Genomic DNA, 24,823 nt, shown 5'->3' with positions numbered 1-24,823 from the left:
TGTTTTTAAAATTTAAGATTAACATTAAGGCTGAAATTTCTCGTTGTTGGCAAAGATAAACTCTCCAATCCCTGAGCATTTCCGGTATTAAAAGCTGTTTCCGGGTCAATATTCGGTACATCTTTATAAATAAACAACAAATTACGACCTACTGCAGTAATACTGGCTCCATCTAATCCCAGCTTTCTTGCAAATTTTTTATTGAAATTGTAAGCTAATTTTATTTCTCTTAGTTTCACAAAAGTTGAACTATAGATATAAGCTTCGCTAATATTGTATGATGCTTTGTAATATTCCTGTGCACTAAGAACTGAAGTGTTTGGAGTTCCATCTGCATATACTCCTTTAAAAATCATTCCATCATCATATATTACTGCTCCTGATGGTGCATTACCGCCTGAAACCAGGGTTTTCGTATTTGTGGTACCCGTTGTCGCTACATAATAATTTAATCCGCCATTGGCAGCATCACGACCCGGAAGCGTTTCTGCTAATACACCTGTATAAGTACCCGTTCTGTTAGTTCCTGAAAAAATCTCACCACCTACACTAGCATCAACAAGAAATGAAAGTTCAAGATTTTTGTAAGTCAATGTGTTTGTAACACCTGCTAAATAATCGGGAGTGTAGTGTCCTAATACTCTCTTTGTTGGATCAGCTTTTGGCAATCCGTTTGCTCCCACTACTATATTTCCATTTGCATCGCGCTCATAAGCTGTTCCGTAAAGTGCTCCGTAAGCCTGCCCTACAGATGCCAGTACATCAACACCTCCTGAAGAACCAATTGTGTAGTTTTTAATGCTTCCTTCATAATCAAGAATCTCTACTTTGCTTATATTTCTTGAGTAGTTTCCAGCAATATTCCATTTAAAGTTTTCAGTTTGAACAGGAGTTCCGTCCAATTGAATTTCGATTCCTCGGTTGTTAATTTTACCTGCGTTGATTAACTGAGAAGTATAACCACTCGCAGCAGTTGTTTTAATCTCCAGAATCTGATCAAAACTATTTGTGTTATAGTAAGCAAAATCAAAATGCAGTCTGTTTTTCCAGAAAGAAGCTTCTAAACCTAATTCGGTAGAGCGTGTTGTTTCCGGTTTCAGGTTCTCGTTAAGTTTCTTTTGTGAAGAAGTTTGAATCGGATTTCCGTCGAATGCCGTTTGAAAATTATAAACCGTAGATAATTGATACGGATCTGCATCATTACCAACTTCAGACCATCCACCACGTACTTTTAAGAAATCAAGTGTGTTACTTTTTAAATTAAAAGCATCAGAAACTACGAAACTACCATTAAAAGAAGGATAAAAATAAGAGCGGTTGTTGCTTGGCAATGTAGACGACCAGTCATTACGTGCCGTTACATTTAAGAATGCATAATTTTTATAACCAAATTGTGCGGAAGCATAAGCACTATAAACTCTCAATCTTGATAAGGTGTTTGATGACGTTAACGGATCTCTTGAATTCGTCAGCGTATACAAATCAGGCACAGCCAAACGTGGTGCTTTTTGATAATTGTTTGCATCGCTGTGATTACGAATATTGAATCCCGCAAGAGCATCTACACTAAAATCATCGTTTAGTTTTTTAGTATAAGTAAAAATACCTTCTGTATTTTGTTCGTTTACAGTATAAGCATCTTCTGCATACGATCCAAAAGGAGTTCCGTTTGTACCATATTTAATCTCGTATTTTCTACGATCATTATAATAATCAACTCCGGTACGGAATCTAAAATTAAGTCCTTCGGCAAGTTTTGCATCCAAATGAATATCTCCAATTAAACGATTACGCTGTTGGCTTGTAGTATTGTAATACGCATTCCAGTACGGATTGCTGTAATAGCTGTTGTTCCAGTTAACATCTCTATTATTTCTAAGTGCATTGATATCTACCTGACGTCCGAACCAAAGAAACTGAAGCATTACACCCGCAGCACGGTTACCAGAAGGACCACCCGGAAGTGCCGGAGCATCGGTAACAATATAATTTCCTGTTACCCCTACTTTTATACTTTCAGATATTTGATAATTAGAATTAATAGTAAAGTTTGTTTTATTTACTTCACTATTAGGTACTATTCCGGTTTGTTTTTGATTGTTTATTCCCAAACGGAAATCTGATTTTTCGTCTGATTTTGCTACAGAAACACTATTTTCATAAGTAATACCAGTATTAAAAAAGTCTTTCACATTATTAGGATGAGCTACAAAAGGCACAGCTACACCATTTGAATTAAATTGAGGAATAAGACGCCCGTCCATTTTAGGACCCCAGCTTTCATCAACACCATCATTGATACCGCCACCTTTACCATCTACATAACTGAATCTTCCATTTGATCCTTGTCCAAAAGTATTTTGAAAGCTTGGTAATGTAGCCACTTGAGAGATCGTGATACCTGTACTAAAGCTTATACCCAGTCCTTTTTGATTTTTTCCTGATTTTGTAGTAATCAAAACAACACCATGCGCCGCACGCGATCCGTAAAGGGCTGCCGCATTCGGGCCTTTCAATACTGTTAATGTTTCAATATCATTTGGATTTAAATCGGCAATTGCATTTTTGAAATCCCTGGAAGCATTTGCTCCACCTACGCTGCTAAATTGCGTGTTATCTACCGGAACTCCATCTACCACAAATAATGGCTGGTTATTTCCGCCAATAGACGTTTCTCCACGAATAATGATACGTGAAGATCCCATATCACCCTGCGAATTTGTAATACGTACTCCGGCTAATTTACCGGTCATACTATTTAAAAAATTGGTTTCTTTTGTATCTGATAAATCCTTGTTTTTAAGCGATTGGGTAGTATAACCTAAAGATTTTTTTTCTTTTGTAATACCAAGTGCGGTAACCACTACTTCTGATAAAGCATTTTCTTGCTGTGTAAGTTCAATGACAACAGAATTTGCATTTACCACCACTTCCGTTTGTTTATATCCCATGTAACTTACTACAAGTGAATAAGGAAATTTTTGTCCGGTTTGGAAATAAAACTTCCCATCAAAATCTGTCTGAACACCGTGTGTAGTACCTTTAATATTTACCGAAGCACCAATAACAGGGTCTTTTGTAACCGCATCCACTACTATTCCTTCGAGTTTTGACTGAATTAAGGGTTTGGTCTCTTGGGCATTAACACCAATAGAAATCAACAAGATGCATAACAATGCATATCTATATAATATTTTTTTCATTACTTAGTTTTAGTTTGAATAAGGTGAGCCGAAAATTTAAATCATTAGCTTTCCTTATAGAGATGTACAATTTATTTAAGCTTCACCATTTCTGTTGCAGCAGAAACAGTTTCTTTTTTTTATCTACAACACATTCGTTTTTTCATTTTACTTATTTTTTTGATTACTATTCTTTTAATTTTTTTTGATAGATTTCAACCTCAAGAAATTTTAGGATGCATCTTTTAAAAAATTGTATTATTTAAAAGCTAAAGAATTTTTAACAGCAAAAAACCATAATGTTTAAATACCCAAAATGATCTGTTCTTGTTCAAATAAATGTATTCGAAAGTCCTTAACAGCTGTGTTTATTACCTTAGTTTAAATTCTACCAATTTGATAGAACAAAAGTAAATTAAAAATATTAACTCAAAAAGTTTAAGCATAACTTTTGCAAAAAAAATGTTAATTAAAAGTTTAGTGAAATTTTAATTATCTATAAACAAAGCAGTTAACGTCTTACCGTTTTCTTAAATCCATTAAGATTTTTCCTAAACAAATGAAAAATCAATGCAAATATTACCGTTTTTCGGAGCTGTTTTACTAGCTCATTACCTATAAAATGGGACTTTTTCTACTTCTTTAGCAATAAAAAAAGCGATTTGTTGTAGTAAGATTTTAAAAATAATAAAGTCGTTTCATATTATAAATGGAAACCAAAATAGACAAAGTAATAAACAAAAATGCCAGATCTATGATCTGGCATTTCTTATCTCTGTAGAGACTATTTAAAATTCTAATCAGTTTTTTCGATTATCATTTTACAATCAGTTTTTTAGAAACATTAAAATCATTAGAATTGATTGTAACAACATAAATTCCTGAAGCCAAATTATGATTGATTTTTGCAGATGTATTCAGTTGGTTTATCAAAACCTTTCTTCCGTTTATATCCGTAACGGTTAGTGTTGCGGTATCACCTGCTTTTAATTCCGGAAGCACAATATTAAATTCTTTGTTTACAGAAGGATTTGGATAAATACTAATCAGGTTATCTTCTACTGTTATTTCTGCATCATTGATTTTTTTAGCCGTCGAAGTGCTTTGAAATTGCCATTGTGCGCTTTCCCAATTGTTTTGTCCTCCGGCATATTGAGCAGAACCATTCAGGTTTTCGATATGAATCATACTTCCGGTCTGCCATCTGTTTTTAATTCGAACAAAAGTACCATCCACATTTTCGCTTGACCATTGTGCGCTCCACCAATCAGATCCCGCAGCAGTACACTGTACAGCTCCTGTTAAGTTTTCAATATGCATTACATCTCCTGTACCTACATTTTTTAATACAAAATAAGTGGCGTCGACAGCTACTTTTTCCCATTTGTAATTGTTGTTGGCAACAGTTGCGCCATAACCTACATTGGCACCAGCATCGTATAAATAATTATTTGTCCATCTATTTTTAATGGTAAAGTAGTTTCCTGTTGCTGTACTAACTGTAATTATAGCGGTGCTTGTTTTATTTCCATCTGCGGTAGTTACAGTAATTGTTGCAGTTCCGTTAGAAATTGCCGTTACCAATCCTGAAGCATTAACCGTTGCAACGCCCGTATTGTTTGAAGCATATGAAACAGATTTATTAGTTGCATTAGACGGAAGAATTGTTGGCGTTAATTGCTGCGTTGATCCAACTGATAATGATGCCGATGCCGGACTAAGACTCACACTTGTCACGGCCACATTTGATGAAGTTACCGTTATTGCAGAAGTTGCAATTTTTGCACCATCCTGAGTTGTAACGGTAATCGTTGCAGATCCCGCAGCAATTGCAGTAACTAAACCCGAACCATTTACGGTTGCAACCCCAGTATTGTTAGAACTGTAAGTCACCGTTTTGTTTGTTGCATTTGCCGGAGCAACTGTTGGTGTTAATTGTTGTGTCGCGCCAATACCTAAAGAAGCTGTCGACGGTGCAACCGATACTCCTGTAACCGCAATAATTGGTGTGCCAGAACAGCTTGTACTTTGTGTCCATGAAAAAGTACCAATAGCGCTAAGTTCCTGATCTGTTGTTGCACTACCGCCTCTATTAGAATAATTCATATTACAATAAGTTCCGTTTCCGGCAGGAGAACCAGCTATAAGTACAAAATAGCCTCTGCCCCAATTTCTGTTAAGGGCATTATTGTTTGGAAATTCTTTACCGGTTCCGTTAACGGTTATATCTTTAAAACTAAGATTATAAATACCGTCTCCAGATCTTTTACTTATCGAAATTGCATCATTTCTTGAATCTAAAATATCAATATTATAAAGCTGAACATTTTTTACCTGAGTCCCGGCATTCGTAGCGCTAAAAATATCTACAGCAGCTACAGGATTGTTATAAGTATCATTAAAAGTTCCGCATGTTGATACCGTAATATCGTGTATTTCATGCATTCCATCATTGTTAAAGGGTGCTCCGGGAAAATTATTACTTACTCTGATTCCTGCTTCCAGATTGTCTTTTATAATCAAATTGTAAGCTTTGTTATTTTTTCCGCCATAAATAGCTAAACCACAGGCACGCCAACAGTTTTCGGAAGTATTGTATCTAAAAGTATTGTTGATACATTCCAGTCCGTCGGCAGACCAGATTGCCTGATCGTCATCGCCATTGTTTCTAAAACTGCAATGTTCTACAATTGCGTTTGCCGTTCCTTTACAAAGATTAATTCCGTCAGCATAATTATTTCTAAAACGGCAATGTGATACTGTAAATCCATCTGCAATTGCCGGGCCTCCTGTATTGTATTGTGCAATCCAGGCACCGCATTCAAAATGTTCTGCCCAAATATTTTTTACAATTGAAGTTGATGTAAAAACCCCATTTATCGCTTTATAAGAATTACTTCTAGAAGCCGAATTTGTCGTTAAATAAAGATCTGTAAACGAAATTCCTGCCGCATTGGCACGCAATCCACCGTTTAAACTGCTGGTATTGGTAAAATTAATTTGTGTATACCACATTCCCGCACCGATTAATGAGGTATTGGCAACACCAAAATACAGTTCGCGGTTTACATTATAAACTCCACCTGGAACAAATATTTTTTTACCACCGTTTGCATCAATAAAGGTTTGAAGATCGCTTCCGTTTCCGGTATAGGTTACTGAACCTGTTGGTGCTGTAAGAGCGGTAGGAACTGGCTCCATCTCAGCAAAATCGACATGAACATTGCCCGATTCTCTAACCAATTTTAAAGTTCCCGATGCCGAAATTTTTGCCGGAAGTTTATAACGTACTTCATCAAATCGCATTCTTGGATTTTGATTCGTGATTCCGTTATTATTAGGATTTCCGTTGCTCCACAAATATTCCCACGACCAGGTTGAAGTTAAAGTTAGCGTGGTAATTTTTGTGTTCCCATTGTAAACACCCAAAGTAGCCGATTGTCCGTCGGGAACGCTGTAGCGAATAACAAGTCCATCAGCAGCTTCTGTAAGTGTCCATTGCACAGTAGCATTCGTAGCCGACATATTCACGCATTGCTGGTCTGTAGCTTCAGACTGAAGATCTGCCTGAATGTATGACTTTGAAGTAGTTAAAGCGCCATTCGACAATTGTCCTGCGTTTGCTTCGTACCTTTTATATGGCGCATCATAATAACCGCGCTGTGCATATAAATTTGAGGTTAAGAGAATGAAAAAAATCCATACGATATGGAAATATTTTTCTCTTTTAAAAAAGGCAAAATGTAATTGATTGTTCATAATCTGTGGTTTTAAATTAGTAAGGTAGTTCCTAAAAAAAGAACATAACGAAACTAGATTTAAAAAAGAGATTATAAAAAATATATGTTAAAAATCAAGATTCTAACGATATACAAAACACACTAAAACATTAATAATCAGGATATTAAATTTTAAATTGAAATGAAAAATCAAGAATATGTATAGATGTGAAGTTTGTAATTTTAGCCAGCAATAATAAGAATGTGCAAAAATTTTAACATCGAAATTGAGATATTATCTTTTTATAAGTAATTACATAAAATTTTAACTTGAAAACTAAATAAAAAAATCCCACTTCAATTGAAATGGGATTCTATAATCGTATGAATCTAAAGTCCGTAACTTTTAAACCTCAGAAAGCTTAAACGGCAAAGTCCTGATTCGCTTTCCGGTTAAATCAAAAATGGCGTTGGTTAAAGCCGGAGCAAAAGGCGGAAGTCCGGGTTCTCCAACTCCACCGGCATCTTCTTCGTTATCTATAATATATACTTCTATAGGCGGAATTTCGTTAATTCTTGGCAATGGATAATCATAAAAATTATGCTGTTCTACAACATTATCCTTAAATGTTATTTGATGCGTAGTCGCTGCACCCAATCCCATGACAATGGAACCTTCGACCTGAGCATGAATGATGTCAGGATTTACATACCACCCACAATCCATAACTGCCCAGACTTTATCGATTTTCACACCACCATGAAGGTTTTTAGAAACTTTGACAACATGACCAACAGTTGAGTTAAAACATTCTGTAATGGCAACACCAAAACCTTCATTTTTTGACCGATTTTTCCAGCCTGATACTTCTTCCATTTTATCTATTAACTTTTGACAGCGCTCTTCCTGCAAATGTTCTCTGCGAAACTTCATTGGATCTTTACCGGCTTCGTATGCCATTTCATCAATAAAACTTTCATAGGCAAATCCGTTTGTAGACGCATAGACAGATCGCCAGAAGCTTGTAGGAATCGTAGTTTCAAAAAGAACATCACTAATGCTTAAGTTTTTAATACTTTCGTAATACGGTTTCAAAAATCCCTCGCTGGTGCTTCGGTTGGGTTCTGTTTTTGAGCCTCCACGCCAGTGATCATTATTTTGCCCTGCCATTCTAAATTTCAGAGCCTCAATTTTTCCATCGGCAATTGTTCCTTCACAGCGGTACGAAATCCCGGGGCGAAATGGTCCTAAAGTAGCATCATCCTCACGTGTCCAGACAACCTGAACCGGACCACCCAATATTTTTGAAATACCAACAGCCTCGCTTGGATAATCGATCATCGCTTTTCTTCCAAAACCGCCTCCAAGAAAAGTCATGTTCACAATCACTTTTTCTTTATCAATTTTAAATTGTTTACTTATATCGTCCTGAATCCAACCCGGAGCTTGTATTGGTCCCCAAATTTCAATCGAATCTTTTTTATAATGCGCAATGCAGTTTATCGGTTCCATAGCAACGTGTGACTGATACGGCGTTTGGTAAACTACATCTAATTTTTTAGTTTTTTTTGATAATATTTCAGTTGGATTTCCCTGTGTTTTAAGCGGCATTCCTTCCTGAGTTTTCAATAATTTATTTTGAGTTTCAAATATTTCCGGAGTACTCCAATGTTTAAAACTACTTGTATCCCACTCTACTTTTAAGGCTTTTCTTCCCTCAAGTGCTGCCCAGGTCGAATCAGCAATTACGGCAACGCCTTCACGGATGTATTCGTAATAGCCCATATTTACTTTAAAAACGCGTTTTACTCCCGGAACTTTTAATGCCTTACTCGCATCAAAGCTTTTTACTTTTCCAAAATAACGAGGGTCGCGTTCTACCGAAGCAAACAACATTCCCGGAATTCTTTTGTCTAGTCCGAAGATTAATGAACCATTGGTTTTTAATGGCGTATCGATTCTTTTGAGCGGTTTTCTAATTAATTTGTATTCGGATATTTTCTTCAATTTAGGTTCTTTTGGTGCCGACAATTTTGAAGCAGCTACGGCAAGTTCACCATAATGTGCTTTTTTTCCGGATGGTTTATGAATAACGTGTCCGGATTCGGCATAACAATCTGCAACAGAAACATTCCATTTTGCGGCGGCGGCAGCAATCAGCATTTCTCTTGCAGTTGCACTTAATTTAAGCAGATTTTTATATGAGGACCGAATTGTTGAACTTCCTCCGGTAACTTGTCCACCGTATTTTTTTTCGTTTCCTATAGCAAAAATAACGTTGATATCTTTCATATCAACTTCCAGTTCTTCAGCTACAATTTGCGGAACCGAATGATACGAACCTTGTCCCATCTCTGCCCTGTGATTCACAATAGTTACTTTTCCAGACGGATTGATAATTATCCACGGACATAATTCGATATCAGATTCGCTCAATTCAGAAGGTCGTACAAGCGTTGGAACTCCATCAGCAGGAAAATAAAAACCAAGACAAAGTGCTGCGCCTCCTAAACCCGTTAGTTTTAAAAAATTTCTTCTTGTAGTATCTACGTTGTTATTTTTAGTCATCAGATCATCATTAAAATTAAAGCAATACTATTTTGCAGGAGCATAAGCGCCGGTTTGAAGCCAGGTAATCCAGGCTTTTTTAAACTGTGCATGCGTTAAAGGCGGAACTGTTCTTCCTTTTCCGGGATTCCAGCCTGCTTTTACCAAACCATCATCTGCGTGAGCGATTAATTTTTCCAGGTCTTTATGTCCGTTAAGTTCAGGATTAACCAATTGTTTGGCCAATTCGTGGGCTGTTTTACCTTCAAATACCATTTTCATATCAGCAGGCGGTAAATGCCATTCCGGATTTCCGGGAGGTGTTTGTAATCCGGGACTATTTTCGGGTTGATGGCAATTGGCGCATTTCATCGCATATACGCCTTTTCCATCTTTTCCTCGTTTAGGCTGCATGGTATGTACCACACTATTATCGCCCTGAAGCGGAATATCGCCTTTTGGATGACAATTAAGACAACGCGGACTCATTAGTACTTTATAAACTTGTTTGAATGCCGCGACAGAGGCTACACTGTCTTTTTTTATCGGCGTAATGCCAATATATTCTTTTTCCGTTATCCGATGCATCGAAACGGTAAATGCCAGTCCAATAGTGGAAACCAGTATTACGGCTATCAATATAATTTTAGTTTTTGTCGACATAAGCTTTGAGTTTGTTCCTTTTTGGATCATATTCTACTTTTTTCCTGCATTTGTGAAGCCAGTTGTATGGCTTTACGAATTCTCGGATAAGTACCGCATCTGCAAATATTTCCTGCCATTGCATCATCAATATCCTGATCTGTCGGATTTGGATTTTCGCGAAGCAAAACAGCAGCCGACATTATTTGTCCCGAATGACAATAGCCACATTGCGGTACGTCTATTTCCTGCCAGGCTTTTTGTGCCGGATGATCATTATTTTCAGATAATCCTTCTATAGTAACTACGTTTTTACCTTCGGCACGGCTCATTTTTGTAACACACGAGCGTACAGCTTCACCATTTAGATGGACAACGCATGCTCCGCATTGTGCAACGCCACAGCCAAATTTAGTTCCCGTTAAACCAAGTGTGTCGCGTATTGCCCACAACAAAGGCATTTCAGGACTTACGTCAAGATTTTCGGTTTTGCCGTTTACAGTTAATTGTATCATAATAAAGTTATTTCAGGATTAACAATCATTCAGTATTATAGGGTCTTATTCTTTTTCTAATTTACAAAAAAAATAAACTATTGAATATTAATATTTTACATTATTTAAAATTACCAGCCTTCTTTTAATCCATTCTGAAGTGCGCTATTGTATTTCTCCATATTAAATCGGTATAAGTTGGGTGCTTTATGTGCTTTTCCTTCCATTCTTGGTTCGTCCATTTTATCCAGAATATCATACGCAATCATTTTTCTATAGAAATTTCCCCGATTCAGTTTTTTATTCAGTATGATTTCATAAAGCCTTTGTAATTCCGGCATTGTAAACTCCAGCGGAAGAAGATTATAGCCAATTGGTTTGTAATTGAGTTCCTTTCGTAAATTTAACAATGCCTGATCTAAAATCGATCTGTGGTCCATCATCATTTTCGGCAAATCATTAATATCAACCCATTCGCAGGCACTTGAGAAAATATCTGTAACAGGAGTTACTTTTTCGTAATCAGCAAGAGCATAAAATCCTAGCGAAATAAAACGCTGTTTGTTCCATAATCCATCTTCATAATCTTTAAAGAAATCTTCGCTTCTGTTTGCTGCAGCAAAAAAATTAAACTGCTGTAAATAAATATCATTGGCACCTGTTCTGTCTGTTAGAATTCTATTTGCGGCTTCTTTAATATCCTCTTCTTTTTTGATGTATCCGCCCGGTAATGACCAAAGTTCCTGATCTTTGATTTTTACTAACAGCACTTTAATATGAGCTGTATTATAGCCAAAAACAGTACAGTCAATTGACAAATGTGGCAAATATTCATTCCAGGCTTCACGGGAAAATTCCCAAACAAGTTCCTTTAATGTGTTTTCCATTGGTATAATTTTCTTTCTCTGCTGTTTTATATTTTAATCATTTTTGTATTTACTGTACTCTTCATCACTAACCGACTCAAGCCATACTACAGTACCATTATCAGTGTTGGTACTTATAGCAACATGTACTAAAGTATCTGTAGGCGTTGCGCCGTGCCAGTGCATTACATTGGGCGGACATTTTATTACTTCTCCTTTTTTAATTATTTTTATTTGCTTTCCTTTTTCCTGATAATATCCTTTTCCTTGCGTAACCAAAAGAATCTGACCGCCTTTATGATAATGCCAGTTTGTTCTTGCACCAGGCTCAAAAGTTACGTTACCAATTTGTGTATTGTAGATTGTATCATTTTCTGTCAGCATGGTAAGCCAGGCGGTTCCTGTAAAATTAGTATTGCCCACTTTTTTCCCTTTTGGAAAAACAACATTTTCATCTGAATGATTTTCTTTAGTACCATTACAAGATAATGCTGCCATTATAATACAGGATAGAGAAGCTATTGTTATATTTTTTCTGAAATTTATATTCATCATAATTTCATTTCTATTAATTTTTCTTTTTGGCTTTTAAGACTTCGTTTAACACTTTTTGTGCAGCCAAAGCCTCTTTATTGCCAAGTATTGTCTTGATAATTTCTACAAATTCCTGTAACTGACCTGGTGTTAAACCAACATTCAGTGATATATTAAAATGCGCCTGAAGCATTGGTTCTGCATCGCCAATACTTGCAATTACTGATATTGTTGCGAGTTCTCTTTCAGCATAGGTTAAAACATCTCTTTCGAAAATATCTGCAAAAAGATGCTCTTTCAGGAAAGTATCCATTTCTGGAGCAAATGCCGAATAACCCGTTTTTGGTCCGTCTTGTGATGTCTTTGTAAGTTCTGCCAAAACCGCTTTGCCTCTATCATATTTTGATCCTTCTTCTTTTATTGGAGATGCTTCTGCGCCAGTGGTATCCATAATTCCTTTTGCTTTGCGTTCTTCTAAAACCGTCATAAAAGTCTGCAGTCCACGAATGCTTCGCGGGAATCCGCAATACGCATACAGATGAACAAGAACTTCCTTAATTTGGTTGACAGTTAAACCAGAATCTAAGCCGGAATTTAATTCTGTTTTTAATTTTACTAAATCACCTTTGGCCGTAACTGCAGCAATTTTGATAATGGCCTGCTGTTTTTTGTTTAATTTTTCATCAGTCTGGGCATTTCCAGTTACGGCAATAATTACTGTCATTATTAGTATTGAAAGTGTTTTCATTTTCTTTTATTTAATCAATTCATAAAACCTATTTTCTTCAGCCATTTTTGAACTTCAACTTCTACCTGTTTTTCTTTTTCACCTTCCATTACAAACAATACGCCGTCTCTTTCTATTCCGCCTTTTGTAGAAAACCCTTCTAAAACCTTACTTTTCGAGCAAAGTTCTTTTACGGTTTGAAAAGTGCTGCCAACTCCATAACCTGCATTGGTATTAAACGGAATAACTGTTTTTCCTTCTAAATTATATTGTTTCAAAAAACTTTTCATGGGTGGCGGTAACTGCATTCCCCAGGTTGGAAAGCCTATAAATACAACATCATATTTTTCAATGTTTTCGATTTTTGTTTTTAGCGGAGGCAGAAAACCGGTTTCGTTTTCATTGGCAACCTGACTCACAATTGTTTTATAATCTTCGGGATAAGGATTTTGCAATTCGAGTTCTACCAAAGATCCGCCAACATTTTTATGGATAATCGTCGCAACCGCTTTTGTGTTTTTAGTTCGTGACAAATACACGATCAAAATATTTTTGTCCATTAGGGATTCCTTTTCATCCTGAGGCTTTTCCTGTGCTTTACTGCAGCCTGAAAATAAACAAACTAGTGTCGTTATTAAAAATAAGAATGCTGCTGATTTTTTCATACAGCTGATTTATTTACCCACTCTTTCCTGCAATTGCTGTGGATAACGCGCCCCAACAATTTCTATATTTTTAAGCGCTTTGTCTATATTATTTAATTCTTCTTTGCTTAAATGAATTGCTGCGCCTCCAATATTTTCTTCTAAACGATGCAGTTTTGTAGTTCCCGGAATGGGCACAATCCAAGGTTTTTGAGCCAAAAGCCAGGCTAAAGCAATTTGTGATGCGGCAGCATTCTTTTCTGACGCGATTGATTTTACTAAATCTACCAGGGTTTGATTGGCTTTTCTGTTTTCTTCAGAAAATCTCGGAACAATATTTCTAAAATCCGAAGCTTCAAATTTTGTTTCTTCATTTATAGCTCCGGTCAGAAACCCTTTTCCTAATGGGCTAAAAGGCACAAAGCCAATTCCTAGTTCTTCTAAAACGGGAATAATTTCTTTTTCCGGTTCACGGTAAAATAAGGAGTATTCGCTTTGCAATGCTACAACGGGCTGTACAATATGCGCTCTGCGAATGGTTTCTACACCAGCTTCTGAAAGCCCAAAATGTTTCACTTTGCCTTCCTGGATTAACTCTTTTACTGTTCCTGCCACTTCTTCGATAGGTACATTCGGATCAACTCTGTGCTGGTAAAACAAATCAATATAATCTGTTTTTAATCTTTTAAGCGATGCTTCAACAACAGCTTTTATTCTTGCCGGACTGCTGTCTAATCCTTTTTTAGAATCGCCATCCTGAAAACCAAATTTTGTAGCAATGACAACTTCTTTACGAAATGGCGCTAAAGCTTCGCCTACTATTTCTTCGTTTGTAAAAGGTCCGTAACATTCTGCAGTATCAAAAAAAGTAACACCTTTTTCAAAAGCTGCCCTGATTAACGCAATCGCTTCCTTTTTTTCTGTTGGTTTTCCGTAACCAAAACTTAATCCCATGCAGCCTAGACCCAATGCAGATACGTCAAGTCCGTTATTTCCTAAAATCCTCTTTTCCATTTTTTTGTCTTTAATAATTTGAATTATTTATTTCTCGTTATCTGTTTAATGTGCGCTCACTCAGCCATTTTACCATATTTGGATCTCTGTGATCAAAAAACAGACTTGCATTTGTATCTAAAGTTTGAATAGCATTCAAATCTTCCTGAGCTAATTCAAAATCAAAAATGTTGAAATTTTCTGCCATTCTTTCTTTACGAACTGATTTCGGAATAGCAACTACACATTTTTGGATCAGCCATCTCAAAATAACCTGTGCGGTTGATTTATTGTATTTTGCTGCAATTTTTAATAAAACTTCATTGGTAAAGATTTCATTCTTTCCTTCTGCAAAAGGTCCCCAGGATTCTATTTGTATGTTGTTTTCCTGAAGGAATTTCTGGGTTTCATTTTGTTGGTGAAAAGGATGCGTTTCGATCTGGTTTACTGCCGGAATAAAACCTGTATTGGCAACTAAATCCATAACTCTGTCAGGATGAAAATTGGAAACCCCAATTGCTTTTACTTTCCCTAACTTATACAATTCCTGCATCGCACGCCATGAACCATAAATATCGCCGTAAGGCTGATGTATGAGGTATAAATCCAGATAATCCAATTGCAATAATTCTAGTGATTTATCAAAAGCTTTTATTGTGTTTTCATATCCTGCATCGCTTACCCAGAGTTTTGTCGTAATAAAAAGTTCTTCTCTTGCTATATTACTTTTTTTAATCGCATTCCCCACAGCCTGTTCATTCATGTAAGAAGCCGCAGTATCAATTAATCGATATCCTGTTTCAATGGCATCTGTAACAGCCTGTTCGCATTCTGCCATATCCTGCATCTGAAATACTCCAAAGCCTAAAATGGGCATTTCTACTCCGTTATTTAATTTTATATTGTACATTGTAAATTGATTTTTAATACTTTATAATTCTATTATTACAAATTTCCGAAGTAAATATGAGGCCTTTGGTATACAGATTACGGAATCTTCTACCAAGATTACTGATTGAGGACAGACTAATACTAAAGCTACAATCTATTCCTTAAATTTGTACAACAAAACAATAAAAGACATGGAACAAGTATTTAACTTTGAAACCATTAGTGAGTACAATGACTTTAATAATCATGAAACCTTACATCCTTTGGTAAGCATAATCGATTTTTCGAAAGCAAAACCAAGAACTGGTTCTAAAATGAACTTTGAGGTTTACTGTATCTTTTTAAAACAAGTAAATTGCGGAGATTTAAAATACGGACGTAATTATTACGATTATCAGGAAGGAACTTTAGTGTTTGTATCACCAGGTCAGACCATTGATGTAGAAAATAAAATTGATTATTACCAGCCGGCAGGACACGGACTGGTTTTTCATCCTGATTTAATTCGTGGTACATCACTGGCAAAACTTATGAATGACTATAATTTTTTCAGTTATAATACTAGCGAAGCCCTGCATTTATCTGAAAAAGAAAGACAGCTTGTACTGGATTGTTTTTCTAAAATTGAAATTGAATTAAAACAAGCCATCGACAAACACAGTAAAAAACTTATAGCTTCAAATATCGAATTGTTTTTGAATTATTGTGAACGCTTTTATGATCGCCAATTTATCACCAGAGATAACGCCAATAAAGGAATTGTCGAAAAATTTGAAGAATTACTAAACAGCTATTTTTCTTCGGATAAACCGCATACTTTGGGTTTGCCTTCTGTGGCACATTATGCGGGCGAACTCAATTTATCACCCAATTATTTTGGTGATTTAATAAAGAAAGAAACCGGAAAATCGGCACAGGAATATATCCAGAATAAAATTATTGATGCCGCCAAAAATAAAATTTTCGATTCCTCGAAAACCATTAATGAAATTGCGTATGAGTTGGGATTTAAATATCCACAGCATTTTACACGTTTTTTTAAACAGCATGTCGGCAATACGCCCAATGAATACAGAAGTTTAAATTAAAAAACTTCCAAAATTAAATAATGGAACTCCTGAAATTTCCATCATCAGGAGTTTCAATTTATAAAAAAGCAATTTGTAATTCGATAAAATGAATTACTACTGACTTCTGCTTTCTTATTTATAGCTGTCTGCTATTTTTTACTACTACTATTTTTATATCTTTGGTTCTAATTCCAATCTGGAAATACAGATTCTTTAGGCGTTATTATTATCCTAAATTGGAATTATTTCCGTTAAAAAAACAAAGATTTTTCTTCAATAAATGCCACCAATCGATCTGAAATTATGACTAAAAGCCTTCAGAACATTTTCTATATAATCCTGTTCAGTTTCTTTGTTACCAATATTTCTCATGCGCAAAAATCCAAACAAGAACTGCTTAAATTAATTGAGCAGGCAGCTTTGTCTCCCGAAGCAAAAGGTGATTACTTATGCCAGCTTAGTTCGTGTTATAAAAAAACTGATACCATAAAAGCGTATCACTATGCAAATCAGGCATTAATACTGGCTCGTAAAGAAAACGACATAAAAAGCCAGGCGATTGCTTATGAAGCACTTTCAGACGTAGCCCGATTTCTGGATAATGTTTCACTGCAAATCAAATATGCCGATTCCAGTTATACTTTAGCCACAGCATCAAAAGATCCAAAGGCCATCGCATATGCCAATTATGCCATTGCCTATAAAAATGAATTTATCGGAAATAAGGAAAAATACATTGAGTACATGCTAAAGTCATTGGCCTATTTTGAAAAGAACAAGATACGATATGACAAACTGGTAAACGGATATGAAAATCTGGGTGCCTATTATATCGATCATAACGATCTTGTATTCTCTAAAAAATACAACAAAAAGGCTTTAGATTTGGCTTACGAAAGTAAAAATCAGGTTAATATTGCCAATGGTTTAACCAGTTGGGCGCTTTTTTTGGTAAGAGACGCAGAGCAAAAAACTCCTGCCGATCCGGATTTACTCAAAACTGCAGAAAAAAATTACCTAAAAGCGATTGCTATATTCGAAAATGAAAAAAGAAAAGGAAATATTATTGGCTCGTACGGCAGAACCTGCCTAAATCTTACCAGCCTTTACTTGTATCATTTTTTTGAAACCGAACCCGAAAAAACTTTAGCACATTTAAAAAAAACAGAAGCCGTTTGTCTCGAACTAAACGAGCCCATGCAGCTTATGGTGATGTATGGCCAGCAAGCGCAATTTTATACGAACTTAAATGATATACCCAATATTGAAAAGGTGTTGAAAAAAGTGTCTGATATTATTGAAACACATCCAAAGATAAACCCTAGATATTTTGCCCTGCTTTATAAAAACTACATGGATCTGGCAGAGATCAAAAATGATTTTGCTTCTTATAAAAAATACTTCAATCTGTATGACAAAGCGGTTGCAGTTATGATGGAAAAAGAAAACAGAGCCAGGGATTACAACGCTTCCGTTCGTTTTGAAACAGAGAAAAAATCACAGCAAATTCAATTGCTTACAGACAATATTGAATCCAGAAAAAAGATAAATTATTTGTATACGGCGCTTGTTGTTCTGGTGTTTTTTATGCTTCTATTTATGCTGCGTTCGTATCATTTTAGACAAAGATCTTATATAAAAACCAACCTTTTGCTTCAAAAAGCCAATGAAGAAGCTACTCTTTTATCCAAAATAAAAGAAGAAGAAGCGATGATTGCTTTACTGGAATCTGAATTAACAGAGAAAGAACTTCAAATTGCCATTCAGGAAAAAAAGTTAAATGAACAGGAAAAGATAAAACTTCAGCAGGAATTAATGACCAATAACCTGCAGTTAGAAAAGAAAAATGAGATTTTAAAAGACATTCAGAATAAATTGTCAACGATGAAATCTGAGAAATCATCAGATATAAAAACAATCTCAAAAACGATCGACAAAAGCATGGAAGTTGATGATGAATTTGAGCTATTAAAAACAAGTCTTGCCAATACTAATCCTGTCTTTTTTTCGACTTTACAGGAAAAAGCTTCGGGTACCTTAACAAAATTGGATTTTAAATATTGCGGTTACATAAAGTTAGGAATGAGCACCAAAGAAATTGCCAATCACATGAATATTGAAACGCAAAGCATGCGAATGGCCCGATATCGAATTAAACAAAAACTAAATCTGGACCGCGAAACTGATTTAGACACTTATATCACTTCTGTCCAGTAAAATAAACACTTACGGCGTTTTTTTATCTGCAAAATATTTTTCTTGTAGATACAAAATAGATACCATATTGACCGTTGTAGATGGTTAGTATATACAAGATTTTATTTTTTTGATCAATACATGATTAGTTTTGAACTTGAATTTAAAACTAAAAATCATGAACAAAAAGACGCTTTCAATTATTTCGTACATTACTATTATCGGCTGGGTTATTGCTTACGTAAACTACAATAAATTAACAGTTAAAGATTCTCTAACAAGATTTCATCTTAAACAAGGTTTAGGAATTGCTATTTTAGGAATTATAATTTCTGTTGCTTTAACAATTATTGCAGCTGTAGTACCAACGTTGGCAAGCATTTTAAGTCTGGTAAATCTTGTCGTTTTAGTATTATGGATTATGGGGATCATCAATGCTAATAATGAGCAGGAAATTCCGGTTCCTGTAGTGGGAAAATTATTTACTGATAAATTTGATTTCATTAAGTAATTACTAAATGCCAGTATGAAACCTACGTCTAATACTGGCTTTTACAGAATTTAAAGTTGCATAAAAAAATCAAAATCATGAAAAAATTCTATTATTTACTGCTCCTGATTTCATTTTCAAATTTGGCAGTCGGTCAGGTTATTGATAATAATATTCAGGGATATTATCAGGCAAAATCGGATTCTAATATGTATTCTTTTTTTGAATTTGATGGCAACGGAAAAGTAAATATTACAGGAATCGGAGCCGGTGATTATTTTACCAAAGGCGATTCGCTGATTGTATATCCTGATAAAAGCATTTTTAAATTTAAAATAAAAAATAACACTCTTGTAGGAGCTTCAAACTGGGTCGATAATGAAACATGGATTCGAAAAGATACCATTGTAGCAAATAATCGAAAAAACGAAGCTTTGTCTAAAAAGAAAGCCGCTTTGCTGCATGAATATTATAAGATATCAAGCGAAAAAATGGCACTTGAAATGATGATGGACAACACTGCAGCCAAAGCAAAAAAAGAAAAAATAAGCAAACTTTGCAATGAGGGGTTAAGTAAAGCCTGTATGGATTATTTCGGAATCCTGCTTATTGAAGATCAGGGCATGAATGCTTTGCTAAATCCTGAAAAAAACACAAAACCAAAAACGCTGAATCCTGAAATTGTTTCCCTTGGAAATAAAATAATTTCGCAGGAGGAACCTGAAGGTTACACGCTTCTGGGAACTTATTATTATATCTTAGGTCAAAAGGAAAAAGCTGTAGAACAATGGAATAAAGGCGTTGATAAAGGAAGCCAGAAGTCTGCAATGGCTTTAATTCAAATTGAAATGGAATAAATACAGAATTAACATGATAAGTTTAATTACCGCTTTATTGCTTGTATTAACTCGTTGGGTATAATACCTTAAAAATTTAATTAAACACATAGAAACATAGATTTTATGATTTTGAAAAAAGTAAATCAAAAAGAAACTCGTTTCTCACACATAGCTATGATTGTTAATGCAAGTGAAACGCCTTTTGAGTTCAATAATACTATATTTCTATGTGTTAAAAAATAATTACAATCATATTGCTATCAGTCATAAAATTTATTGTGAATCATTATTAAGTATACGCCATATAAAAGAAAAATAATTATAAAAAAGAAAATGAAAATGAAAACAACAAATATACTGATAGCATTTTTGCTTTTAATCGTTTTGCAATCGTGCAAAATGGAAAATACGCCAGAAGAATATTTTGATATATCTGCCTTAAACACAAATCTATTTATGGAATTTGGTTCTAAGGATTTTGAGACAATGCAACAAAACAAAAACGCCAATCAGCTTATTGCTTTTGACGAAAAAGGAACGTTTCCGGCAAAATCTTATGAAGATCATATTTTGAGATTTAAGGTTGCCTATCTCAATCAATCTATTAAAAAGATCGAAGACTTAAAACCTACGGAAGAAACCAAACCCATGATTGATGCTTCGCTTGATCTTTTTAATTTCGTGAAGAACAAATATGAAAATGATTATGTAAAAATTGCCCGTTTAATGGATAAAAAAGCACCAAAAGAAACGGTAGACAAAGCAATTGCAGATATGGAGGCTACCACATTTCCTGTTTTTGAGGCAAAATATAAAAAACTATGGGATCTTGCTTTGCCTTACGCAAAAGAGCACGGAATTGATGTGAAGACGTTTTAATTTTTTTGAATTTGTTTTTTAGACAGCCCATTTCTCGCGAAATGGGCTTTTTTGTTTATTTTCTAATTTTTTAAAAAAACTTTTTATCCTCTAATTAAAAGTCTTTCAGTCATTTACAAAACATTAAAAATGATTATATTTATTTCTTAATCTACATTAATCAACGCCCCGCTCCTGCCTCAGTAAATTTGTATCAGAAATCAAAACAAATAAATAATATTTAATTTAAAACGAAAAAAGATGAGCACATTTACAGTAAAAGACGGAACAGAGATTTATTACAAAGATTGGGGAAATGGACAACCAATTGTTTTTCACCATGGCTGGCCTTTATCAAGCGATGATTGGGATGCTCAAATGATGTTTTTCCTTAAACAGGGATACCGCGTAATTGCACATGATCGCCGTGGGCATGGCCGTTCTGGTCAAAGTTCTGAAGGAAACAATATGGAAACATACGCATCAGATATCGCTGAATTGACAGCTGCTCTTGATTTAAAAAACGCTATTCACGTTGGTCACTCAACCGGTGGAGGTGAAGTAATACGATATGCTGCAAAATACGGAAAAGAACGTGTTGCAAAAGCAGTAATAATTAGCGCAGTTACACCAATAATGATACAATCTGAAACAAATCCGGAAGGTGTTCCATTGTCTGTTTTTGATGAAATAAGACAAGGCACAGGATTTAACAGAGCACAATATTTTTATGATTTTCCGATACCTTTTTACGGCTGGAACCGCGAAGGAAAACAAGTTCAGGAAGGTATTAAGCACAATTGGTGGCGTCAGGGAATGATGGGGTCTGTATTGGCGCATTATGAAGGCATAAAAGCTTTCTCTGAATCAGATTTTACAGAAGATCTTAAAAGCTTAGACATTCCTGTTTTGGTTTTGCACGGAGAAGACGATCAGATCGTGCCTTTTGATCAGGCACCAAGAGCGGCTAAGCTTTTGAAAAATGGAAAACTAATTTCGTATCCGGGATTTCCTCACGGTATGCCAACTACAGAAGCAGAAACCATCAATAAGGATATTCTTGAATTTATCAAATTATAATAAATAATCTACACCAAGTATATAACCTTCAAAATCAGTTGATTTTGAAGGTTATACTTTTTAATTAAACAAATAAACATCTCATTTAGCAAAAATTTCTTCTAACTAAATCCACATAAAATACATTAAGAAATAGTAAATTTTCTAATTTTATTCAGGTTGTTTTTATTCCTTTATCCTATATTTGTTGTTTACACTTTACGACCACTCCTTAAACACAATTACAATTTAGGTTTTTTACCCGTTTTTTTCTAAAATTTATTTTTAGTTAGAGGCAATTTTTAATATAATAAAAATGAGCAAAGATTTAAGGATATTGTTGGTCGATGATCATAGTGTAGTTCGACATGGAGTTTCGGTGTTATTAAAAAAAGCCTTCGACGGCGTAACTGTAACACATGCTGATAGTTTTGAGGATTTACTCACTAAACTGAGTGAAAAACAGGATTTACTTTTTCTGGATATAAACCTTCCAGGAGGAAACAGCACCAAAATGGTAGAAGAAATCAGATCAAAGCACCCAAATCTATTGATAATGATGTTTTCGGCTTATGACGAGTCCCGATATGCTTTACGGTACATACATGCGGGAGCAAATGGTTTCTTAAATAAATACAGCAAAGACGAAGAAATTATTAAAGCCGTAAAATCGCTTCTTGAAACCGGAAAATACATCAGTGATGTCGTTAAGGAAATAATCTTAGAAAATGCTTTATTAAAAAAACCGATCAATCCTCTGGAAAAATTATCCGACAGAGAAATTGAAGTGGCTGAGCTTTTGGTAAACGGAGACGGAAATCTTGAAATTTCGAATAAATTAAACATTCAAATGTCTACCGTAAGTACTTTTAAAACGCGAATTTTTGATAAACTCGGAATCAATAATATCGTAAAACTAATTGAAATTTTAAAGGTCTATAAAAATTAATATTTGTTTTAATTTTAAAATATAATTACTGCTCAATTTTATTTCTTAAAATCGGTAAATTCACTTTTTTTCAGGTTAAAATCTGATATTTTTTTTCGAAAAAATCTTACTTCTTACTACATTTTAATTTCTGAAGTTTCTTTTATTTTCACTATTTCCACGTTGTTTTCTTACCAAATATTTTGAAATTTTTCTCACTTCAAAAGAAATTATTACTACTTAACTTATAGAATAAAATTAGAGAACGAATGTAGAATTAATTCTACAAGCGATTTAAAATTTTGCTACAAATTTTTAAGTATTTAAAGATGACTTTTGCACGCTCTTTTATTCTAAAATATTACTACACTATTTTACTAAAAAAGTAAAATAGATGAGAGCATTATAGTTGCTGAAAATTATATAATTAGGACAGTTACAAACCAAACCAAAACTATTTATATCTAATTATCGAATTAATAAACCGTAATTAAAAAAATTACGTATTTGATTGAAATACAAAAGCGCTTAAAAAATTAACACTAAGAATAGTATGCAAAATAAATACTTTTTGAAAGCTTACTTTTTACTTTTTATTCTTTTCATTTCTTTTGGGGCATTTGCTCAGGATAGTCGTTATGCGGGAATTGAAATTGGAAGTAAGGGAATCAAAATTTCGGTAATCGATGTAAATAATATCAAAAAAGGAGATTATGATATTCTTGGATACTGGACAGAAAATGTTGGTATTGCCAAAAGTATTGCCATTGATGGTAATCTTGCTGTAGAAGATATAGATAATGCAGGTGCAGTAGTTTTGAGTAATCTGCAAAAAATTAAAAGCCAATATGGGGTTATTGATGAAAATATTTACGTTGTAGCTTCTTCCGGAGTTGCAGTTGCCGATAATAAGCAAACATTAATAGATAAAATAAAAACACTGACAAATAAAGACCTTGATTTTATCACTGCCGAAACAGAAGGTAAAATGTTACTCAAAGGTTCTATTCCTCCATCAGATTATCAGGATGCTATTGTTTTGGATATAGGCGGCGGTAATACAAAAGGTGGATATGTTGATGTACTTAATGGTAACAAATTTGAGTTTTTCCCTTTAAAATTAGATTACGGTACTATCACTCTTACGGAAGCAATTAATAAAACAATTGTAATCCCGAGAGAAACAAATGATATGCAGGTATACAAAGAAAAATCTTTTGAATACTCTCCTGTTTTAAGAGAAAAAATTCAGCAGATGCTTAAAACTAAACCATTATCACTTCAAAAAAAGAAACTTTACTTATCTGGAGGAGCGATTTGGGCATTTGTAACTCTTTATTACAACAGTAATAATGATGATCATTTTGTGCCGCTAAAAATGGAAGACATTATAAATTATGATGCGATCCTGAAAAATAATTTTGTTAAGTATGAAAACTTAGCGAAAACAAACAAACAAGCCGATAAAGTAATAAATACTTACAGCCAGAAACATTTAATTTCAGGAAACACCATTTTGATTGCCTGTCTGGAAAGTATTCCTGATTTGAAATCAAAGAAAATCTATTTTGCAAAAGAAGGACAAATAGCATGGTTGGTTTCTTATGTAGTTGACCGTTCTAAAAAAATAAAAAATAATTTTTAGTCCTAAAAAATAGCTTTTTAAAAACAAATTTAATCTCTGTTTAATTGTTATCAAGCTATTAGACGCCATTGAATAAATACAAACAATAATTTAAAACAATTTAATATGTCAGATTTTTTACAACAATTTGGGGATGAAGTTAAAAAAAACATTCCAGGTTATATTGCAGTTGCAGTAACCGAAATTAAAAGTGGTATTTCTTATTTTAGTGACTCTGCTGTTAGTAGTTTCGATCCTGAATTGGCTTCAGCTTTTAACTTAGAAGTAGTAAAAGCTAAATTAAACGCAATTAGCGCTTTAGGTTTAGCCCAAAATATTGATGATATCATGATTACATTAACGAATCAAATTCACATTATTGATATTTCAGAAAACAATGAGTATTTTATTTATTTAGCTGTAGATTCTAACAAAGCAAATTTAGGAATGACAAAAGCTCTTTTGAATAAATTTAAAAAGGATATTACTGAAAAAATGTAATTCATTTTAAATCAGAAA

Annotated in this window: 20 protein-coding genes; 9 read left to right on the top strand and 11 right to left on the bottom strand. The window is 34.4% G+C overall.

Annotated features, from left to right (window positions below):
• Positions 1 to 5 precede the first annotated feature (5 nt).
• The 11 genes from BUE22_RS05280 to BUE22_RS05230 form a co-directional block, all read right to left on the bottom strand.
• On the bottom strand, positions 6 to 3,203 hold the full coding sequence (locus BUE22_RS05280) for a SusC/RagA family TonB-linked outer membrane protein (protein WP_073394031.1): 3,198 nt from the start codon (positions 3,201 to 3,203) through the stop codon (positions 6 to 8).
• A gap of 795 nt (positions 3,204 to 3,998) precedes the next feature.
• Positions 3,999 to 6,941: an Ig-like domain-containing protein gene (locus BUE22_RS05275; RefSeq protein WP_073394030.1), complete on the bottom strand. Its 2,943-nt coding sequence runs from the start codon at positions 6,939 to 6,941 to the stop codon at positions 3,999 to 4,001.
• A gap of 366 nt (positions 6,942 to 7,307) precedes the next feature.
• Positions 7,308 to 9,470, bottom strand: a complete 2,163-nt coding sequence (locus BUE22_RS05270; RefSeq protein ID WP_073394029.1) for a molybdopterin cofactor-binding domain-containing protein — start codon at positions 9,468 to 9,470, stop codon at positions 7,308 to 7,310.
• 27 nt (positions 9,471 to 9,497) lie between these two features.
• Complete coding sequence (locus BUE22_RS05265; protein ID WP_089075965.1) at positions 9,498 to 10,112, bottom strand: hypothetical protein; 615 nt, start codon at positions 10,110 to 10,112, stop codon at positions 9,498 to 9,500.
• A gap of 26 nt (positions 10,113 to 10,138) precedes the next feature.
• Positions 10,139 to 10,606 carry a (2Fe-2S)-binding protein gene (locus tag BUE22_RS05260; RefSeq protein ID WP_073394027.1) on the bottom strand — a complete coding sequence of 156 codons (468 nt, stop codon included), beginning with the start codon at positions 10,604 to 10,606 and terminating at the stop codon, positions 10,139 to 10,141.
• A 110-nt stretch (positions 10,607 to 10,716) separates the two neighbouring features.
• A complete protein-coding gene (locus tag BUE22_RS05255) occupies positions 10,717 to 11,472 on the bottom strand; it encodes an NUDIX hydrolase (protein WP_073394026.1) in 756 nt (251 codons plus the stop codon).
• A 33-nt stretch (positions 11,473 to 11,505) separates the two neighbouring features.
• Positions 11,506 to 12,006 carry a (R)-mandelonitrile lyase gene (locus tag BUE22_RS05250; RefSeq protein WP_084540207.1) on the bottom strand — a complete coding sequence of 167 codons (501 nt, stop codon included), beginning with the start codon at positions 12,004 to 12,006 and terminating at the stop codon, positions 11,506 to 11,508.
• Between the two features lie 13 nt (positions 12,007 to 12,019).
• The gene (locus BUE22_RS05245; RefSeq protein WP_073394024.1) at positions 12,020 to 12,733 is read right to left on the bottom strand and encodes a carboxymuconolactone decarboxylase family protein; all 714 of its coding nucleotides are present in this window, start codon (positions 12,731 to 12,733) and stop codon (positions 12,020 to 12,022) included.
• A 14-nt stretch (positions 12,734 to 12,747) separates the two neighbouring features.
• The gene (locus tag BUE22_RS05240) at positions 12,748 to 13,377 is read right to left on the bottom strand and encodes a flavodoxin family protein (protein ID WP_073394023.1); all 630 of its coding nucleotides are present in this window, start codon (positions 13,375 to 13,377) and stop codon (positions 12,748 to 12,750) included.
• A gap of 9 nt (positions 13,378 to 13,386) precedes the next feature.
• Positions 13,387 to 14,370, bottom strand: coding sequence for an aldo/keto reductase (locus BUE22_RS05235; RefSeq protein WP_073394022.1), 984 nt, complete (start codon positions 14,368 to 14,370; stop codon positions 13,387 to 13,389).
• A gap of 37 nt (positions 14,371 to 14,407) precedes the next feature.
• Positions 14,408 to 15,259: an aldo/keto reductase gene (locus BUE22_RS05230; RefSeq protein ID WP_073394021.1), complete on the bottom strand. Its 852-nt coding sequence runs from the start codon at positions 15,257 to 15,259 to the stop codon at positions 14,408 to 14,410.
• Positions 15,260 to 15,431: 172 nt separating this feature from the next.
• Between BUE22_RS05230 and BUE22_RS05225 the strand changes: the two genes are divergently transcribed.
• From BUE22_RS05225 to BUE22_RS05185, 9 genes are all read left to right on the top strand, one after another.
• The gene (locus tag BUE22_RS05225) at positions 15,432 to 16,328 is read left to right on the top strand and encodes a helix-turn-helix domain-containing protein (protein WP_073394020.1); all 897 of its coding nucleotides are present in this window, start codon (positions 15,432 to 15,434) and stop codon (positions 16,326 to 16,328) included.
• 285 nt (positions 16,329 to 16,613) lie between these two features.
• Positions 16,614 to 18,527: a hypothetical protein gene (locus BUE22_RS05220; RefSeq protein ID WP_073394019.1), complete on the top strand. Its 1,914-nt coding sequence runs from the start codon at positions 16,614 to 16,616 to the stop codon at positions 18,525 to 18,527.
• A gap of 157 nt (positions 18,528 to 18,684) precedes the next feature.
• Complete coding sequence (locus tag BUE22_RS05215; protein ID WP_073394018.1) at positions 18,685 to 19,017, top strand: magnetosome magnetite crystal formation protein family; 333 nt, start codon at positions 18,685 to 18,687, stop codon at positions 19,015 to 19,017.
• A 77-nt stretch (positions 19,018 to 19,094) separates the two neighbouring features.
• The gene (locus BUE22_RS05210; protein ID WP_073394017.1) at positions 19,095 to 19,853 is read left to right on the top strand and encodes a hypothetical protein; all 759 of its coding nucleotides are present in this window, start codon (positions 19,095 to 19,097) and stop codon (positions 19,851 to 19,853) included.
• A 321-nt stretch (positions 19,854 to 20,174) separates the two neighbouring features.
• Entirely contained in the window at positions 20,175 to 20,714 is a 540-nt protein-coding gene (locus BUE22_RS05205; RefSeq protein ID WP_124020513.1) for a hypothetical protein, read from the top strand.
• Positions 20,715 to 20,954: 240 nt separating this feature from the next.
• Positions 20,955 to 21,773 (top strand): alpha/beta fold hydrolase, encoded by an 819-nt coding sequence (locus BUE22_RS05200; protein ID WP_073394015.1) that lies wholly within the window; start codon positions 20,955 to 20,957, stop codon positions 21,771 to 21,773.
• A gap of 295 nt (positions 21,774 to 22,068) precedes the next feature.
• A complete protein-coding gene (locus tag BUE22_RS05195) occupies positions 22,069 to 22,701 on the top strand; it encodes a response regulator transcription factor (RefSeq protein ID WP_073394014.1) in 633 nt (210 codons plus the stop codon).
• Positions 22,702 to 23,233: 532 nt separating this feature from the next.
• The gene (locus BUE22_RS05190) at positions 23,234 to 24,325 is read left to right on the top strand and encodes a Ppx/GppA phosphatase family protein (RefSeq protein ID WP_073394013.1); all 1,092 of its coding nucleotides are present in this window, start codon (positions 23,234 to 23,236) and stop codon (positions 24,323 to 24,325) included.
• Between the two features lie 105 nt (positions 24,326 to 24,430).
• A complete protein-coding gene (locus BUE22_RS05185; RefSeq protein WP_073394012.1) occupies positions 24,431 to 24,805 on the top strand; it encodes a hypothetical protein in 375 nt (124 codons plus the stop codon).
• The last annotated feature ends 18 nt before the right edge of the window (positions 24,806 to 24,823 follow it).

This window comes from Flavobacterium pectinovorum, assembly GCF_900142715.1.
Classification (GTDB): domain Bacteria; phylum Bacteroidota; class Bacteroidia; order Flavobacteriales; family Flavobacteriaceae; genus Flavobacterium; species Flavobacterium pectinovorum.
This window is presented reverse-complemented; position numbering and strand designations above follow the sequence as displayed.

Bases quoted from the DNA above. Each gene is read 5' to 3' on its own strand.
- BUE22_RS05280 (WP_073394031.1), bottom strand. From the start codon at position 3,203: ATGAAAAAAATATTATATAGATATGCATTGTTATGCATCTTGTTGATT.
- BUE22_RS05275 (WP_073394030.1), bottom strand. From the start codon at position 6,941: ATGAACAATCAATTACATTTTGCCTTTTTTAAAAGAGAAAAATATTTC.
- BUE22_RS05270 (WP_073394029.1), bottom strand. From the start codon at position 9,470: ATGACTAAAAATAACAACGTAGATACTACAAGAAGAAATTTTTTAAAA.
- BUE22_RS05265 (WP_089075965.1), bottom strand. From the start codon at position 10,112: ATGTCGACAAAAACTAAAATTATATTGATAGCCGTAATACTGGTTTCC.
- BUE22_RS05260 (WP_073394027.1), bottom strand. From the start codon at position 10,606: ATGATACAATTAACTGTAAACGGCAAAACCGAAAATCTTGACGTAAGT.
- BUE22_RS05255 (WP_073394026.1), bottom strand. From the start codon at position 11,472: ATGGAAAACACATTAAAGGAACTTGTTTGGGAATTTTCCCGTGAAGCC.
- BUE22_RS05250 (WP_084540207.1), bottom strand. From the start codon at position 12,006: ATGATGAATATAAATTTCAGAAAAAATATAACAATAGCTTCTCTATCC.
- BUE22_RS05245 (WP_073394024.1), bottom strand. From the start codon at position 12,733: ATGAAAACACTTTCAATACTAATAATGACAGTAATTATTGCCGTAACT.
- BUE22_RS05240 (WP_073394023.1), bottom strand. From the start codon at position 13,377: ATGAAAAAATCAGCAGCATTCTTATTTTTAATAACGACACTAGTTTGT.
- BUE22_RS05235 (WP_073394022.1), bottom strand. From the start codon at position 14,370: ATGGAAAAGAGGATTTTAGGAAATAACGGACTTGACGTATCTGCATTG.
- BUE22_RS05230 (WP_073394021.1), bottom strand. From the start codon at position 15,259: ATGTACAATATAAAATTAAATAACGGAGTAGAAATGCCCATTTTAGGC.
- BUE22_RS05225 (WP_073394020.1), top strand. From the start codon at position 15,432: ATGGAACAAGTATTTAACTTTGAAACCATTAGTGAGTACAATGACTTT.
- BUE22_RS05220 (WP_073394019.1), top strand. From the start codon at position 16,614: ATGACTAAAAGCCTTCAGAACATTTTCTATATAATCCTGTTCAGTTTC.
- BUE22_RS05215 (WP_073394018.1), top strand. From the start codon at position 18,685: ATGAACAAAAAGACGCTTTCAATTATTTCGTACATTACTATTATCGGC.
- BUE22_RS05210 (WP_073394017.1), top strand. From the start codon at position 19,095: ATGAAAAAATTCTATTATTTACTGCTCCTGATTTCATTTTCAAATTTG.
- BUE22_RS05205 (WP_124020513.1), top strand. From the start codon at position 20,175: ATGAAAACAACAAATATACTGATAGCATTTTTGCTTTTAATCGTTTTG.
- BUE22_RS05200 (WP_073394015.1), top strand. From the start codon at position 20,955: ATGAGCACATTTACAGTAAAAGACGGAACAGAGATTTATTACAAAGAT.
- BUE22_RS05195 (WP_073394014.1), top strand. From the start codon at position 22,069: ATGAGCAAAGATTTAAGGATATTGTTGGTCGATGATCATAGTGTAGTT.
- BUE22_RS05190 (WP_073394013.1), top strand. From the start codon at position 23,234: ATGCAAAATAAATACTTTTTGAAAGCTTACTTTTTACTTTTTATTCTT.
- BUE22_RS05185 (WP_073394012.1), top strand. From the start codon at position 24,431: ATGTCAGATTTTTTACAACAATTTGGGGATGAAGTTAAAAAAAACATT.